The 15,158-nt window shown below is 74.6% G+C and carries 13 protein-coding genes; 6 read left to right on the top strand and 7 right to left on the bottom strand.

Annotation, left to right across the window (positions count from 1 at the left end; genetic code table 11):
* The first annotated feature begins 108 nt into the window (after positions 1-108).
* The gene (locus ACSU6M_RS26460) at positions 109-1,359 is read left to right on the top strand and encodes a M14 family zinc carboxypeptidase (RefSeq protein WP_437072856.1); all 1,251 of its coding nucleotides are present in this window, start codon (positions 109-111) and stop codon (positions 1,357-1,359) included.
* Positions 1,360-1,465: 106 nt separating this feature from the next.
* Here ACSU6M_RS26460 and ACSU6M_RS26455 read toward each other — a convergent pair whose 3' ends face one another.
* Both ACSU6M_RS26455 and ACSU6M_RS26450 read right to left on the bottom strand, forming a co-directional pair.
* The gene (locus tag ACSU6M_RS26455; RefSeq protein WP_437072854.1) at positions 1,466-1,882 is read right to left on the bottom strand and encodes an SSI family serine proteinase inhibitor; all 417 of its coding nucleotides are present in this window, start codon (positions 1,880-1,882) and stop codon (positions 1,466-1,468) included.
* Positions 1,883-2,108: 226 nt separating this feature from the next.
* Positions 2,109-2,660 carry an FHA domain-containing protein gene (locus tag ACSU6M_RS26450; RefSeq protein WP_437072853.1) on the bottom strand — a complete coding sequence of 184 codons (552 nt, stop codon included), beginning with the start codon at positions 2,658-2,660 and terminating at the stop codon, positions 2,109-2,111.
* 174 nt (positions 2,661-2,834) lie between these two features.
* Between ACSU6M_RS26450 and treZ the strand changes: the two genes are divergently transcribed.
* Complete coding sequence (treZ, locus tag ACSU6M_RS26445; RefSeq protein ID WP_437072852.1) at positions 2,835-4,580, top strand: malto-oligosyltrehalose trehalohydrolase; 1,746 nt, start codon at positions 2,835-2,837, stop codon at positions 4,578-4,580.
* Positions 4,581-5,002: 422 nt separating this feature from the next.
* On the opposite strand, the gene ACSU6M_RS26440 is transcribed toward treZ, so the two are convergent.
* Positions 5,003-5,929 (bottom strand): aminoglycoside phosphotransferase family protein, encoded by a 927-nt coding sequence (locus ACSU6M_RS26440; RefSeq protein WP_437072851.1) that lies wholly within the window; start codon positions 5,927-5,929, stop codon positions 5,003-5,005.
* Positions 5,930-5,993: 64 nt separating this feature from the next.
* The gene (locus tag ACSU6M_RS26435; RefSeq protein WP_437072850.1) at positions 5,994-7,121 is read right to left on the bottom strand and encodes an aminopeptidase P family protein; all 1,128 of its coding nucleotides are present in this window, start codon (positions 7,119-7,121) and stop codon (positions 5,994-5,996) included.
* Between the two features lie 211 nt (positions 7,122-7,332).
* Here ACSU6M_RS26435 and ACSU6M_RS26430 point away from each other — a divergent pair, with 211 nt between their 5' ends.
* The gene (locus tag ACSU6M_RS26430) at positions 7,333-8,091 is read left to right on the top strand and encodes a metallophosphoesterase (RefSeq protein WP_437075357.1); all 759 of its coding nucleotides are present in this window, start codon (positions 7,333-7,335) and stop codon (positions 8,089-8,091) included.
* On the opposite strand, the gene ACSU6M_RS26425 is transcribed toward ACSU6M_RS26430, so the two are convergent.
* Together ACSU6M_RS26425 and ACSU6M_RS26420 are read right to left on the bottom strand one after the other, a co-directional pair.
* A complete protein-coding gene (locus ACSU6M_RS26425; RefSeq protein ID WP_437072848.1) occupies positions 8,084-8,701 on the bottom strand; it encodes a PDZ domain-containing protein in 618 nt (205 codons plus the stop codon). The genes ACSU6M_RS26430 and ACSU6M_RS26425 overlap by 8 nt on opposite strands.
* Positions 8,702-8,915: 214 nt before the next feature.
* A complete protein-coding gene (locus ACSU6M_RS26420; RefSeq protein WP_437072846.1) occupies positions 8,916-9,818 on the bottom strand; it encodes a LysR family transcriptional regulator in 903 nt (300 codons plus the stop codon).
* 96 nt (positions 9,819-9,914) lie between these two features.
* On the opposite strand from ACSU6M_RS26420, the gene ACSU6M_RS26415 reads away from it, so the two are divergent.
* Positions 9,915-10,661: a CTP synthase C-terminal region-related (seleno)protein gene (locus tag ACSU6M_RS26415; RefSeq protein ID WP_437072845.1), complete on the top strand. Its 747-nt coding sequence runs from the start codon at positions 9,915-9,917 to the stop codon at positions 10,659-10,661.
* A 57-nt stretch (positions 10,662-10,718) separates the two neighbouring features.
* Here the strand turns inward: ACSU6M_RS26415 and cyc2 are convergent, their stop codons facing one another.
* Positions 10,719-12,872 carry a germacradienol/geosmin synthase Cyc2 gene (gene cyc2, locus ACSU6M_RS26410; RefSeq protein ID WP_437072843.1) on the bottom strand — a complete coding sequence of 718 codons (2,154 nt, stop codon included), beginning with the start codon at positions 12,870-12,872 and terminating at the stop codon, positions 10,719-10,721.
* 165 nt (positions 12,873-13,037) lie between these two features.
* On the opposite strand from cyc2, the gene ACSU6M_RS26405 reads away from it, so the two are divergent.
* Positions 13,038-13,814, top strand: a complete 777-nt coding sequence (locus tag ACSU6M_RS26405) for an alpha/beta fold hydrolase (protein ID WP_437072842.1) — start codon at positions 13,038-13,040, stop codon at positions 13,812-13,814.
* Positions 13,811-15,076: a cytochrome P450 gene (locus tag ACSU6M_RS26400; RefSeq protein WP_437072840.1), complete on the top strand. Its 1,266-nt coding sequence runs from the start codon at positions 13,811-13,813 to the stop codon at positions 15,074-15,076. Before ACSU6M_RS26405 ends, ACSU6M_RS26400 begins: the two co-directional genes overlap by 4 nt.
* The last annotated feature ends 82 nt before the right edge of the window (positions 15,077-15,158 follow it).

Below are 15,158 nucleotides of genomic sequence, written 5' to 3'. Positions count from 1 at the left end.
AGCGGGCGGTGCCTCCGGGCGCCCCCGCCGGGCTCCCGCGCACGTTCTTGACAGAGGCTCAACTCCGTGGGGTACTGCGGGTCCGAAGGCAGGCCGGACACGTCGGGGGTGAGTCTCCTGCCTGAGTTGCGCTACCCCACGGTGCCCGAACTGGTCTCGTCCGCCCGGGCTCTGGCCGCAGGCCGTCCCGGCCTGTGCGCGCTGCGCCAGGTGGGCGCCTCACGGGAGGGCCGCCCGCTGTATCTGCTGTCGGTGGGACGCGCCGCGCGCGCCGTGCTGGTCGTCGCCGGGGCGCACGCCAACGAGCCGACGGGCGGCCGTACGCTGCTGGCGCTCGCGGAACGCGTGCTGGAGGAGCGGGCGCTGCGGGACGGGACGTCCTGGCACTTCCTGCTGTGCGCGGACCCGGACGGGGCGAGTCTGCACGTCACGCCCGCGCCGCGCAGTCTGCTCGACTACCACCGCGGCTTCTTCCGCCCGGCCGGTCCCGAGCAGCCGGAGTGGTCGCCGTCGGTGCTGCCGCCGGACCGGCTGCCGCCCGAGACCCGCGCCCTGACCGGTGTGATCGACGAGCTGCGCCCCTACCTCCAGGTGAGCTTGCACGGCACCGATCTCGGCGGCAGCTGGGTGCAGCTGACCGAGGACATACCGGGCCTCGCCGAGCCGTTCGCGAAGTCGGCGGCGGAGCTGCACATCCCGGTGGAGGCCGGTGCCTCGGACGCGGCGGGCTGGCCGGCGTCGGGGCCGGGGGTGCATGTGATGCCCGCGCCCGAGTCGGGGATCGCCTACCCGAGCATGCCGGACGACGCGCGTCACAGCACCTGGTTCCACGCCCATCGCTACGGCGGCCTCACCGCGGTCGTGGAGGTGCCGATGTGGGCGAGCGACCTGGTGGACGACGTGGCGCCGCATCCCGACCCGGCCGCGGCGCTGCGGCGGCTGGCCGAGCGGCTGCTGCGGGACGCGCGCGCGGTGGAGCGGGTGCTGGCCGACGCGCTGCCGCGCCTCGAGGGCGCGGACGGTCCGCTGCTGCGGGCCGCGCGGTGGGCGCTGGAGCTGGTGCCGGGGCTGGCCGCCGACTGGATCCACACCCCGCCCGCGGACGGTTCGATGGCCTACGTCGGCAGCGTGGACGCCTTCGCCCGGCGGCTGCCGCTGCGGGCGGCGGCGATGCTGCTGCGGGTGCTGCGGGAGACCGACGACCGTGCGGCGCCGGTCCTGGAGCGGCTGGTGGTCGACTGGAGCGAGACCTTCGCCGAGCGCTTCCACGCCCGCTGGGTGCCCCTGGAGCACCAGGTGGAGCACCAGTCCCGCACGGTGGTCGCGGCGGCCCTGCACGCACGGGAGCGGGCGGCGTGAGCGGGGCGGGCCCGCGAGGTCGCGCGGCACGCGCGCGGGTGGCCGCGGGCGGCCCTGCGCCGGCGCACGCGCGTGCCGCGCCTGTCGAGGAGAGAGACGGGTCGCCTCAGCCGCCCAGCGCGAACACCGACCCGGTCCGGTCGGCCATCTCGCAGGCGTTGCCGAAGCTCCGGGAGTAGGTGACGGGCATACCGTGCCACACCCCGCGCGCGTGGGCGGTCACCGGCGCGTAGATCAACGGGCAGACACCGCCCTTGGGCCGCATCCGGTCGATCCGGCCGCCCACGGCCTCCAGCTGGTCGCATGCCTCGGCGGCGTGCGCGTGCCCTTGCGGCGGGTCGCACAGCAGCAGGGTGCCGCGGGTGTCGCTGGACTGCGCGTCGCCGTGGGTGACGGTGAGGTAGAGCCAGTCGCCGGGGAAGGCGTCCTGATGCGTCGCCTGGGCCGGGGCGGCACCGGCGACGAGCAGGGCGGCCGCCAGCAGACCGCCGCGGACCGCTTTCGCAGGAGTGGTGTACGTCATGCCCGAGGCATCGGCACGACGGGCCGCGGACCCCAGCCCTCCTCACCCGAACGGGAGCACGCGCGCGTGCCGTGTACGGAGGCGGGTTCGAACGCGTCGAGGACGGCATACGTCCCGAGCCCGGTCCGCACGCCGGCCGGGAGCCGGCGCGCCCGGCCGCCGACGCCGTACGGCGAGGCCGACGGTGTACGTCCCGCTCCGGCGGTCAATGACCGGTCCGCGGCGGTCAGTTCACCGCGAGCCGGAACGCCATGCGTCCGAAGCCGACCTGGTCGCCCTCGCGGACGACGGCGGCGCCGATCACCCTGCGGCCGTTGACGGTCGTGCCGTTGGTGGAGCCGAGGTCGCGCAGCACCCACATGCCGCCCTGCCGGGTCAGCTCGGCGTGCACCCGCGACACCGTCTCGTGGTTGAGCCGCAGCCCGCAGCGGGGGTCACGGCCGATGCGCAGGGCGTGTCCGGCGGCCGGGTGCGGCAGCAGCAGCTTGGGCAGGCGTTCGGCCCGCCAGGCGCGCCGCAGCCGCTCGGTGAACCCGGACACCGCCTCGACGGTGCCGAACACCACACGGGAGACCTTGCCCTCCTGCGGCAGATCGGCGGTGAGCGCGGCGAGCTCCTCGGACCTGCGGGCGGCCAGCGCCAGCTCCATGCGCCGGACGAAGGTGTCGTGCGACAGCCGGCCCATGGCGACGCCGTCACGCAGCACCTGCAGCGCCTTGTCGCGCTCCGCGTCGGACAGCCGCGCGGGGCGGACGGGAAACTCGAAGGACGACGTCACGCACGTGATTGTCGGTCAGCGCACCCCGGAGTGTCCAGGAGAGGGGGAGACGCCCGCCGCGCACGCGTACGCCGGGACACCTGCGGGAAAGGGTCGGATGCGCAGCCGAATTGATCTCCGTTGAAGCACCATGGTGGGGCTGCATCCCGGTGAGCAGACGAAGGGGAACCGTCCGTGCAGTTCGAGGTGTGGGCACCGCAGGCCGGCCGAGTGACGCTCCAGTGCGACGGCGTCACGCACGCGATGGAGCGCGATCCGCAGCGCGAGGGGTGGTGGACGGCGGAGGCGGAGGCGGGCGACGGCTCGCGGTACGGCTTCGCCGTGGACGACGGCCCGGTACGGCCGGACCCGCGCTCCCGGCGGCAGCCGGACGGGCCGCACGGGCTGAGCGCGGTCGTCGACCACGGGCGCTACAGCTGGCGGACGCCCTGGGAGGGCCGGCCGCTGCAAGGGGCGGTCCTGTACGAGCTGCATGTGGGCACCTACACCCCCGAGGGCACCCTGGACGCGGCCGCGGGGCGGCTGGAGCACCTGGCGGAACTGGGCGTCACGCACGTGGAGTTGATGCCGGTCTGCCCGTTCCCCGGCCGGCACGGCTGGGGATATGAGGGGGTGTCGCTGTGGGCGGTGCACGAGCCGTACGGGGGCCCGGAGGCGCTGAAACGGTTCGTGGACCGGGCGCACGAGCTGGGGCTCGGGGTGGTCCTGGACGTCGTGCACAACCATCTGGGCCCGGACGGCAACTACCTGCCCGTGTTCGGGCCGTACTTCACGGACACGCATCACACGCCGTGGGGCGTGGCCGTCAATCTGGACGCGCCCGGCTCGGACGAGGTGCGGGCGTTCCTGGTGGACAGCGCGCTGGCCTGGCTGCGGGACTACCGGCTGGACGGGCTGCGGCTGGACGCGGTGCACGCGCTGGTGGACACGCGCGCGTACCACTTCCTTGAGGAGCTGTCGGCGCACGTCGACGGCCTCGGGGCGGAGCTGGGCCGGCCGCTGTTCCTGATCGCCGAGTCGGACCTGAACGACCCGCGGATGATCACTCCGCGCGCGGAGCACGGGCTGGGGATGCACGCGCAGTGGAGCGACGACTTCCACCACGCGCTGCACACCGCGGTGACGGGTGAGTCCCAGGGCTACTACGCGGACTTCGCGCGCGCCCCGTTCGCCGCGCTGGCCAAGACCCTCACCGGCGGCTTCTTCCACGACGGCACGTACTCCAGCTACCGGGGCCGCCGGCACGGCCGTCCGCTGGACCGCACGCGGGTGGCCGGGCACCGGCTGCTGGGCTACAGCCAGACCCACGACCAGGTCGGCAACCGCGCCCAGGGCGACCGTCTCGCCGCGCTGGCCTCCCCGGGGCTGCTGGCGTGCGCGGCCACCCTCACGCTGACGGCGCCGTTCACGCCGATGCTGTTCATGGGCGAGGAGTGGGCCGCGGGCACACCGTGGCAGTTCTTCACCGACCACACGAATCCGGAGCTCGCGGAGGCGGTACGGCGGGGCAGGCGGCGGGAGTTCGCCGCGCACGGCTGGTCCGAGGAGGAGGTGCCCGACCCGCAGGACCCGGCGACCCGCGAGCGCTCCTGCCTCGACTGGTCCGAGCCCGAGCGCGAACCCCACGCGCGCGTGCTGGCCTGGTACCGCCGCCTGATCGCCCTGCGCCGGGAGCTGCCCGACCTGACCGACCCCGACCTCGCCGACACCAAGGTCGCCTACGACGAGGACGCCCGCTGGCTCGCCTTCCGGCGCGGCGACGTCTGCGTCGCCGTCAACCACGGCAAGGATCCCGCCCCGATCCCCCTGGGCCGCCGCCCGGTGCGCGTCGTCGCCGCCTGGGAGCCGGTCGAGGCGCCCGGCGAGGACGGGGTGCTGCGGCTGCCCGGGGAGTCGTGCGTGGTGCTGGCCCAGGACTGAACGGCGCGGCGCCGCCGGGCCGAGGTCCGGGCAGGGGCGGCGCCACCGGGCACGCGGTCCGGGCGGGGTGGCTCGGAGCACGGGGTCCGGGCGGGGTGGCCGAGGGCACGGGTCCGGGCAGGGCAGCTGGGGGCACGCGGTCCCGGCAGGGCAGCTGGGGGCACGGGGTCCGGGGGTGGCCAGGGGCACCGGTCCGGACAGGGCGGCCGGGGGCACGCGGTCCGGGCAGGGCGGCTGGGAGCACGCGGTCCGAGCGGGGCGGCCGAGGACACGCGGTCCGGGCGGTGGCCGGGGGGCACGCGGCCGGTGCGGTCGCGAGGTTCGTCGGCCGTTGCGGGTGCTTCGTGGTGGCTCGCGCGGTTCCCCTCGCCTGTGAGCGCGTCACCGCCCGGACCGTCCCCGCTCAGCCGCGTGTCGCCCCTCTAGTACGCGTCCTCCGCCCGCAGGTCCGTGACGCGTTCCAGCAGGATCGCCTCCCAGGCGTGGCGCAGGTGGGTGCGCAGCAGGAGCAGGGGGGTGGGGTCGCGGCCGTCCAGGCCCGCGGCGAGGTGGATCACCGCGTCGCAGCGGGCCAGCCACAGGCCGCGCAGGCAGGGGCGGGCGCCGTAGCCGGCGAGGGTCGCGGCGCGGACGGCGGCCGGGGAGCCGACGGCGAGGGCGAGGCCGGCGATGTCCTCCGCGGGGTCGCCCAGGACGGCGTCGCCCCAGCCGAGCACCCCGCGCACCCGGCCGTCGGCGCTGACGACGAGGTGGTCCCCGGTGAGGCCGTGGTGGACGAGGACCGCGGCGCCGGGCTGCGCGGCGAGCTGGACGGCGGCGGGCGGCGTGAGCTGGTGCAGCCGCGCGGGGTCGAACTCGTCGGCCGACGCGAGCCGCTGCGCGGCCTGTCCGGCGGCCCGGCGCAGGTTCTCCAGGGAGCGCGGGGCGGTACGCGGCACCCCGAGCGCCTCGGCCTGCCGTACCGGCACCTCGCGCAGGCCGGTCAGCACCCCGGCGAGGTCGGCCTCGCCGAGGGCGGAGACGTCCTGGCGGTCCCCCGATCCGCCGGGCACCTTGGTGTCGAGGGTGCAGGCGAGGCCGGGCGCCCACTCGCCGTGGGCCACGCTCGTCGGCACGGCGACCGGGATGTGCGGCCGGACCACCTCGCGCAGCCGCAGCTCGCGGCGCAGCCGGGCGGTGGCCTCCGGGTCGGGGGCGAGGCGCAGGACCTGGCGGGTGCCCACCCACCAGGTCGTCTGCCGGGTGCTCTCGGGGACGGGACGCACATCGGCGTCCTTGGTGCCGTCCTTGGTGAGGGTACGGACCAGTTCGCGGACGGTGTCCGCGGTGGGGGTCGATGCCTGGGTCATGGTCGCGCCGTAGTCGCTCGAAGGTGTGGTGGGCCGAGGGGGCGGGCTCCCGGCGGGTGCCCGGTCAGTCCACTATGACCATCTCGCGCGTGGTGTCGTTCAGCCGGCGGCCGCCGTCCTCGGTGACGGTGACGATGTCCTCGATCCGGACGCCGAAGCGGCCGGGCAGATAGACGCCGGGCTCGACGGAGAAGCACATGCCGGGGACCAGTTCGCGCTCCTCGCCCTCGATCATGTACGGCGGTTCGTGCGTGGTGACGCCGATGCCGTGGCCGGTGCGGTGGATGAAGTACGGCCCGTATTCCGCCTCCTCGATGACCGCGCGGGCGGCCCGGTCGACGTCCTGGCAGGCCGCGCCCGGCCGTACGGCGGCGAACCCGGCCTGCTGGGCGGCGCGTACGACGTCGTGGACGCGGCGCTCCTCCTCGGTGGGTTCGCCGACGTGCACGGTCCGGGTGGTGTCGGAGCCGTATCCGTTCTTCAGTCCGCCGAAGTCGAGGACGACCATGTCGCCGCGCCCGATGACCCGGTCACTCACCTCGTGGTGCGGGTGGGCGCCGTTGGGTCCGGAGCCGACGATGGTGAAGTCGACCTGTTCATGGCCGTGTTCGCGCAGCAGCCGGGCCAGGTCGGCGGCCACGTCGGACTCCCGGCGGCCGGTGAAGGGCAGCTGCCGGATGTCGTCGAAGGCCGCGTCGGCGGCCGCTCCCGCCGCGGCCAGCAGCTCCAGTTCGGCGGCGTCCTTGACGGCCCGCAGCATCGGCAGGGCGTCGGTGAGGGAGGCGTAGGAGGTGCCGGGCAGCGCCTTCTGCAGGCCGAGCAGGTGCATGGCCCAGGCGTTGTCGCTGACGCCGAGCCGGCCGTGCGCGGGAAGCAGTTCGGCGGTGAGGGCGTAGGGGTCCTTGCCGTCGGTCCAGTCGCGCAGGGTCAGCGCGGGCGCGCCGGGCGCCTCGGCGGCGTCGGGGGCCTCCAGGGTGGGCACGACGAGGACGGGGTCGCGGTCCGGGGCGAGGACCAGGACGGTGAGCCGTTCGGTGACCGCGGTCGGGGCGTAGCCGCTGAGCCATACGAGGTCCGGTCCCGGCGCGACGAGCAGCCCGGCCAGTCCCGCGTCGGCCGCCGCCAGCGCGGCACGTCGCATCCGCGCCCGGTAGTCGTCTGCGGTGAAGGGCGCGGGCGTACTGCCGGTCATCCGGGCCTCCGTGAGCGGGTGAGGGGCTACGGGCAGCATCCTGCCCGGCCGGGAGGGGCGACGCGAGCCGGTTGTCGCCGCCGCAGGGGCCGGCGCCCGCCGGTTCTCCTCCCCCACCGCGGACCACTAATGGACAACGGTTGCACAGGCATTAGACCTAATGTTTTGATCAGCCCATTCCATTAGCCTCATGACGGGGGGACACGACGCCGTGCTGGTACTCGCACACATCAGCGATCTGCATCTGGACGGCAGCCCGCGCGCCACGGAGCGCGCCGAGCGGGTGCGCGACCGGTTGTGGGGGCTGCTGCCGGGTCATGTGGACGCTCTGCTGGTCACCGGGGACATCGCGGACCACGGCGAGGAGTCGGAGTACGAGGAGGCGGCCCGCATCCTCGGACTGCGCGGCGGTGACGCCCCGTTCCCGGTGCTGACCTGCCCGGGCAACCACGACAGCCGGGCGCCGTACCGCACGGCCCTGCTGGGCGAGCCGGCCGCCGAGGGGCCGGTCAACAGCGTGCGCGTCTTCGACGGCGCCGCCGTGCTGATGTGCGACTCCAGCATTCCGGGCCGTGACGAAGGGGCCCTGGACGAGGAGACGTACGACTGGATCGAGACGACCCTCGACTCCCTCGACGCCGGCCTGCCGGCGCTGCTCGCCTTCCACCATCCGCCGGTCGCGCTGCACCACCCGCTCCCGGACTCCTACCCGTTGGCCGATCCCGGCAGGCTGGCCGCGCTGCTGGCGCGCAGGCCCCGGATCGCCGGGCTGATCACGGGGCACGCGCACACCCCCGCGGCCACCGCCTTCGCCGGCCGGCCCGTGCTGGTCGGGCCGGGGGTGACCTGGACGCTGAACCTGCCCTGGGAGGCCGAGCAGATCGCCGACCGGGACGCCCCGGTGGGGCTCGCCTTCCACGTCCTGGACGACACCGGGCGGCTCACCAGCCACTTCCGGGTGGTCAGGTGACGACGCCGGGGATCACCGTCAGCTGCTGGTAGGCGCCGTTCTCGTGACGGACCGTCACGGTGACCGCCTGACCCGGACGGGCCTCGCCGACCGCGCGGGCGAGGTCCGCCGCGGTGTCGACACGGGCCTCGCCGAAGGTGAGCAGCACGTCGCCGCGGACCAGGCCCGCCGAGTAGCCGGGGCCGGGCACATGCACGCCGACGACCAGCGCGCCCGCCTTCTCCGCGTCGACCGCCTCCACCGCCAGGGTCGCGTGCACCGGCGCCGGGGCCTGCGGCGGTGCGGCCGGGGCGGCGTGGGACGCCGACGGCCGGGCGGCCGGGGCCTCGGGACGCGACTGCTGCGGCGATCGCGCGTGCTCCTGCGGCCGCGCGGCGGCCTGCCGCTGGAGTTCGGCGAGCTTGCTCATGCCGATCACCGTGGCACCGACCGTGCCGAGGCCCACGCCGGACAGCACCAGCACGGTGGCGGCGAACAGGCCGAACAGCAGGGCCCTGAGCCGTCGGCCGCGGCGCCGCGCGGCATGCGGGCGCCGGGCCGGCACCGGGGCCGTGCCCCCGCCCGGCTCCCGGCCTGGCATCGGTTTGGGACGCAGCGCAGTCTGTTCCATGGTTCGCCTCCGGCTGGTGACTACCCGGCGCACGGGGGCGCGACGAGCCACGAACGAGTGAGACTGACGCAGGGTCAGGGGCGGGAAGCCTTACGGGCCGTACGCCCGTCGTAGGGCCGCCGCACACCGGCCGCACGCCCGCCGTACGCACGCCCGCCGGCCGCATGCCCGCCGCCCCCGCACGCACCCCGACCGCATGCCCGCCGTACGCCGTTCAAGACCGGTCGGGCCGCTCCGACCGCTCCGCCCCCTCCGCCCGACCCACCAGCGCCTCCGCCGCCCTCGCCGCCGCGCCGCGCGGAGTGCCCGCGAGGACCAGGTCGGTGCGGTGCACCACACGGGGCTCGACCAGCGGGACCGCGGCCGTGCCCGGCACGCCGGCCGCCAGGGTCTGCGGGAGCAGGGTGAGGCCGTGGCCCGCGGCGGCCAGGGCGGTCAGGACGCGCAGGTCGGTGCCGTCGTAGCGCAGGGACGGAACGAAGCCGTGGCCGCCGCATGCCGCGCGCAGCTGGACGAGGGGCAGGCCGGCGTCCGGGGCGTCCAGCCAGCGGGCGTCGGCCAGGTCGCCGAGGCGCAGGCCGGGCCGGTGGGCCAGGGGATGCGCGGCCGGCAGCAGGACGCGGACCGGTTCCTCGGTGACGCCGCGGGCCGTCAGCGGGGCCACGTCGGGCAGCGGCAGGGGGTCGCTGGGGGCGGCGAGGCCGTCGACGAGGCCGAGGTCGGCGGTGCCGGTGGCGACGGCGGCGGGGACGGCGTCGCGGGGCAGGACGCTGAGCGTCACCCCGGCCGGGGGCAGCGCGGCGAGGACGTGCGGTCCGAAGGCCGTCGGGGTGACGGCGAGGCTCAGCCCGTGCTCGGGCGCGGTCGCCATGCGGGTGACGTCCGCGCGTGCCGCGTCCAGGCGCAGCAGCAGCGGGCCCGCGTGCTCCAGCAGCCGCTCCCCCGCGGGGGTGGGCGCGACCGGGCGGCGGGTCAGCAGCGGGGCGCCCAGATCCTGTTCGAGAGCCGCGATGTGCTGGGAGACGGCGGACTGGGTGTAGCCCAGCTCGCGGGCGGCCTCGGAGAAGGAGGCGAGCCGGGCCACGGTGACGTAGGTGCGCAGGAGATGCGGGTCCATGGCGACCAGTATCAGCAGGCCCCATCAGCGTTCCTTATCGAGGATCCATGGATCATCGTTGGACGTGAACGAGCCCGTGCGCCGACCATGGCTGCCATGACTTCCACCGGACATTCCGCGCCCCGCCCGCCCGTCGCCCGGATCGCCCTGGTCGGCGACCGCTCCGCCAACGTCGTCTCGCACACCCGCGTGCCCGGTCTGCTGCGAGCCCTGGCGGAGCGGGACCGGCTGGTCCTCGACCCCTACTGGATCGCGTCCGAGGACGCGGCGGACGAGGACGCGGTACGCGGCTTCGACGCGGTGTGGGTGCTGCCGGGCAGCCCCTACCGCAGCGAGGCCGGGGTCCTCACCGCGATCCGGGTCGCGCGCGAGGCGGGCATCCCCTTCCTCGGCACGTGCGGCGGTTTCCAGCACGCCCTGCTGGAGTTCGCCCGGAACGTGTGCGGGCTTCGGGTGGCCCACGCCGAGACCGACCCCGACGCCGAGGACCTGCTCATCGAGCCGCTGGCCTGCTCGCTCGTGGGCCACCAGGCCACGGTCGGGATCGAGCCGGGCTCGCTCGCGCACAGGGTGATCGGCGCCGAGCGGACCGTGGAGCGCTACCACTGCGCCTACGGCCCCTCCCGGCACCTCGACACCCTGCGCGCGCACGGCCTGCGGCTGTCCGGCCACGACGAGGACGGCAACGTCCGCGTCGCCGAACTCCCCGGCCACCCCTTCTTCCTGGCCACCCTCTTCCAGCCGGAACTGTCCGGCGAGGCCACCCGCCCCCACGCCGTCGTCCGCGCCCTGGCCAGGGCGGCGACGCAGCACGCGCGGCGCGGGGCGGCCCAGCCGGTGTGACCCCCGGCCGGCGGGAGGCCGCCGGCCGGTCCGTCGCCGAGAGGCGGCCGGAGCGTGTCAGTCGAGCAGTGCCAGGGCGGCCGCCGGGGGGTGGTCCGGGAGGAAGGTGTGGGTGCGGCGGGAGAGGTAGCTCTCCTTGTAACGGTCCACCGAGCGATGCCAGTTGAGGATGCCGGCCATCCAGTTCCGCAGGGCCGTCACATAGCCCTCCATCGCCTTGCGGTCCTCCGCCGACAGGGCGAAGTCGTCGTAGACGACGGGGAGTTCGACCGCGGTCACGTGCTCGAACTGCTCCATGCGCTGGTTGAGCAGGTCGGCGACGATCCGCAGCCCGGTCGGGTAGTCGCAGCCGAAGAAGTTCTGCACGACCAGGATCGCGTTGTGGATCTCGCCCTCGTACTCGATCTCCTTCTGGTAGGAGAAGACGTCGTTGAGCAGACAGGCGTAGTCGATGGCGGCGTTCTCCAGGGAGCGCACGGGGCCGCTGCGGTAGACCTCGGCGGGGACGTCGGGGGCGTGGCCCATCCGGCAGAGGCTGAGCGTGAGGTCGGAGCCGAAGGTGGCGCGGCGCATCTCCAGGTAGTCGACGGGGTCGGGGATGCGGTGCTGGATCTGGTTGACCAGCTCCCACTCCCAGGCGTGGGTCATCACGTCGATCGCGGCCCTGAGGGTGCGCCTGGCCTCCAGGTCCATGCCCGCGGTGGTCCGCGCCCACAGGTCGGTCAGCATGCGCTCCATGCCGTTCACCGGCACGATCGGCGTCTCGCCGTCCAGCGGCATGCACGCGGACAGGCGCTGCGTCGTGAGCCGGGCGGCGGCCAGGTCCCGGCGGTGGCCGAAGACGAGGGGGTAGTAGTCGTCGCCGTAGGTGCCGAAGGCGAGCCAGTGGGCGCTGAGGTTCAGGGCCTCCTGGGTGCCGTCCGGGTCGAGGCCGGCCGAGCACAGCGCCAGGTCGCAGGAGGCGAGCTTGTCCTCGTCCCAGACGCCCTCGGAGAGGATGCCCATGCGGTGCGCCCAGTCGGTCAGGCTGCCGCGGGCCGCGTCGAGGCCGGGGTTGAGGCGCAGTTCGAACGGCATGCGCAGATCGGGGATGACGGACGGGCCGACCTTCTGGAAGGGCACATGGGTGTGGGAGCGCAGCCGTTCGGCGCCGGCCGCGGCGAGCAGCGCGCGGATGCCGGCGCCGCCCCCGAAGGAGCGGTTCCAGGGGGAGTCCGAGGTGGCGTCCTTGTTCATGTACCGGCTGGAGCGCATGTGCCACTCGTGGCCGCCGGACTGCCAGTCCTGCAGCCCCTTGGTGTACGCGGCGATCGCCGCGACCTCGACGGGGGTCAGCCCCTTGTCCAGGGCCAGCGCGGGCACCTCGGTGAACGCGGTGTGCTCGAACTGGTGGAGCCGGGAGGTGAGGACGTCGTTGACGGTGTCGGCGGCCTCCTGGGTGGTGCAGCCGAAGAAGGTCTCCAGGACGAGCACGCCGTTGCTGTTCTCGCCCTCCTCCTCGACCTCGCGCTGGTAGGAGAACAGGTCGTTGCGCAGGTGCACGGCGTCGGAGAACGTCTCCATGAGCACCCGCAGCGGACGGGAACCGGCGACGGCGGCGGGCACCTCGGCGGTCGCGTACTCCACGAGCCCCGCGGACCAGGGGGCGCCGCCGACCTTGCGGCGCATCTCGATGTACTCGACGGGGTTGGCGATCCGGCCCTCGTTGATGTTGGACAGCTCCCACAGGGACTCGTTCAGCAGGTGCTCCGTCGCCACGGCGAAGCGCCGGCGCCAGCCCTCGGACATCGCCGGGACGGTACGGGTCCACAGATCGGCGAGGCCCGCCTCCACCGGGTTGGTCGGTTCCGGCATGGGCGTCGCGGGGTCCAGCGGCATGAACAGCGGCAGCCGGTCCAGGTACGCCTTGCCGCCGGCGCGGTCCTGGGACCGCTTGAAGGTCTCCAGGAAGTGGTCGTCGAAGAAGAACACCCACACATACCAGTCCGTGATCAGGGACAGGGCCGGGCCGTCGCAGTCGGGGTGGGTGTAGGCGCACAGCAGGCCGTAGTCGTGCGCTTCGAGGTCGGCCTGCTCCCAGATCCCGGACCCTTCCAGCATGCCCATCTCCCTGGCCCACTCGGTCGAGTGGGCACGGGCCTCGTCGAGATGGGGGTTCAGGCGCGCGGGATGCGGCATGTAGAAGTGCGGGAGTACGAACGGCTGCGTCATGGCCGGGGCCCTACCCGCGCGCCCGCGAAGCATCCGTCCGGCCCCGCATGATCACTCCATCGCGTGAATCATGCGCGAAACCAGGAAGGTCACGGCACTTCCGGTCCGCGCACCACCCCGTCCCGCACCCTTGCCGAGCGGGGGCGGGCCGGTCACCTTGGTCGCATGAGACCCTTCACGCTCCCGCACGAGCTGCACGGCGACGGCGCCCACCGGGTGTTCGCGGTGCACGGCTGGTTCGCCGACCGGTCGGCCTACGCGGCCGTGGTCCCGGACCTGGACCGTACGGCCTTCACCTACGCGCTGGTCGATCTGCGCGGCTACGGGCGGGCCGCCGACGCCGCCGGCCCGTACACCACCGGCGAGGCCGCGCTGGACCTGGTGGAGCTCGCCGACCGGCTGGGCTGGGACCGCTTCTCGGTGGTCGGGCACTCGATGGGCGGGGCGATCGCCCAGCGGCTGCTCACGGTGGCGCCGCACCGGCTGCGCCGGATCGTCGGCGTCTCCCCCGTCCCGGCGTCGGGGCTCGCGCTGCCGCCGGAGCAGTGGGAGCTGTTCGCGGACGCGGCGCACCGGGCGGAGAACCGGCGCGCGATCATCGACATCACGACCGGTGGCCGCCGCCCGGCCGCCTGGCTGGAGCGGATGGTCGCCCGTTCCCTGGAGGTCAGCGACGCCAAGGCGTTCCGGGCGTGGCTGGACTCCTGGGCGCTGGACGACTTCCACGCCCAGGTGGAGGGTGCGCAGGTGCCGGCGCTCGCGGTGGCCGGGGGCCTGGACCCCGCTCTGTCGGCGGAGGTGATGCGGCAGACGTGGATGACCTGGTACCCGCGCGCGGAGCTGCACGAGCTGCCGGCCGCCGGGCACTACGCCATGGACGAGACTCCGCTGGAACTGATCCGGGTGGTGGAGGACTTCCTGCGCGCGGACGGCGAGGCGTGAGCGTCCAGGAGGGCGCGCCCCCGGTCCCCGACGTCTTCGATCCGCGCCGGTACGCCGCCGGGGTGCCCTACGACGACTACCGCGTCCTGCGCGACCATCACCCGGTGGCCTGGCAGGAGGAGCCGGAGGTGCTGGGCTGGCCGGCCGGGCCGGGCTTCTGGGCGGTGACCCGGCACGCGGACGTGGTGCGCGTGCTGAAGGACGCGGCGTCCTTCTCGTCGTACGCCGGTGCGACCCAGATCCGCGACCCCGATCCGGCGGATCTGCCGTTCATCCGGCGCATGATGCTCAATCAGGATCCGCCGAACCACGGCCGGTTGCGGCGGCTGGTGAGCCGGGCCTTCACGCCGGGGCGGATCGAGCGGTTCACGGCGGTCGTGGCGGAGCGGGCCCGGACGCTGTGGGCGCGGGCGGGGCGGCTGGCGGAGGAGAACGGCGGCACCGTCGATGTGGTCGCCGCCGTCACCGACGACTACGCCCTGCTCAACCTCGCCGATCTGCTGGGGGTGCCGGACAGCGATCGGGGGCTGCTGCTGCACTGGACGCAGCGGGTGATCGGCTACCAGGACCCGGACGAGGCGGGCCCGCCGGTGCTGGACGGCGCGGGGCGGCCGGTGAATCCGCGGTCACCGGCGATGCTGCGGGACATGTTCGCCTACGCCCATCAGCTGGCCGCCCACAAACGGCGGCATCCGGGTGACGACGTGCTGACCGTGCTCGCCCACGACACCGAACTCGCCGACGCCGAGCTGGAGATGTTCTTCTTCCTGCTGACGGTCGCCGGGAACGACACCGTGCGCAGTGCCGCACCGGGCGGACTGCTGGCGCTGGCCGGACATCCGGACGCGCTGCGGGAGCTGCGCGAGGGCAGGCACGAACTCTCCGCGGCCGTCGAGGAGTTGCTGCGCTGGCATCCACCCGTGCTCACCTTCCGGCGTACCGCCGTACGGGACACGGAACTGGCCGGGCGCACGATCCGGGCCGGCGAGAAGGTGGTGGTCTGCCACGCCTCCGCCAACCGGGACGAGCGGGTGTTCACCGACCCGGACCGGCTGGATCTGTCGCGGTCGCCGAATCCGCAGGTGTCCTTCGGGGACGGCCCGCACGTCTGCCTGGGGGCGCACTTCGCACGCCTTCAGTTGCGGGTGCTGTACCGGGAGGCGCTGCGGGCGCTGCCCGGCACCTGGGCGGCCGGGGAGCCCAGGCGGCTGGTCTCCAACTTCATCAACGGCGTCAAGTCACTCCCCCTGCGTGTGACTTGACGCCGTCGCCCGCCTTCCTCGCCCCGGGCCCGGGCGGGGAAGGCGGGAGATCGGTGACGGGCCGGCCGGCGCCCATCCGCAC

This window comes from Streptomyces sp. enrichment culture (genome assembly GCF_964272895.1).
Lineage (GTDB): Bacteria > Actinomycetota > Actinomycetes > Streptomycetales > Streptomycetaceae > Streptomyces.
The sequence above is the reverse complement of the archived record's forward strand: the minus strand, read 5'-3'. Positions and strand labels throughout refer to the sequence as shown.

Bases quoted from the DNA above. Each gene is read 5' to 3' on its own strand.
- ACSU6M_RS26455 (WP_437072854.1), bottom strand. From the start codon at position 1,882: ATGACGTACACCACTCCTGCGAAAGCGGTCCGCGGCGGTCTGCTGGCG.
- ACSU6M_RS26440 (WP_437072851.1), bottom strand. From the start codon at position 5,929: ATGACCCAGGCATCGACCCCCACCGCGGACACCGTCCGCGAACTGGTC.
- ACSU6M_RS26415 (WP_437072845.1), top strand. From the start codon at position 9,915: ATGACTTCCACCGGACATTCCGCGCCCCGCCCGCCCGTCGCCCGGATC.
- ACSU6M_RS26420 (WP_437072846.1), bottom strand. From the start codon at position 9,818: ATGGACCCGCATCTCCTGCGCACCTACGTCACCGTGGCCCGGCTCGCC.
- ACSU6M_RS26425 (WP_437072848.1), bottom strand. From the start codon at position 8,701: ATGGAACAGACTGCGCTGCGTCCCAAACCGATGCCAGGCCGGGAGCCG.
- ACSU6M_RS26435 (WP_437072850.1), bottom strand. From the start codon at position 7,121: ATGACCGGCAGTACGCCCGCGCCCTTCACCGCAGACGACTACCGGGCG.
- cyc2 (WP_437072843.1), bottom strand. From the start codon at position 12,872: ATGACGCAGCCGTTCGTACTCCCGCACTTCTACATGCCGCATCCCGCG.
- ACSU6M_RS26405 (WP_437072842.1), top strand. From the start codon at position 13,038: ATGAGACCCTTCACGCTCCCGCACGAGCTGCACGGCGACGGCGCCCAC.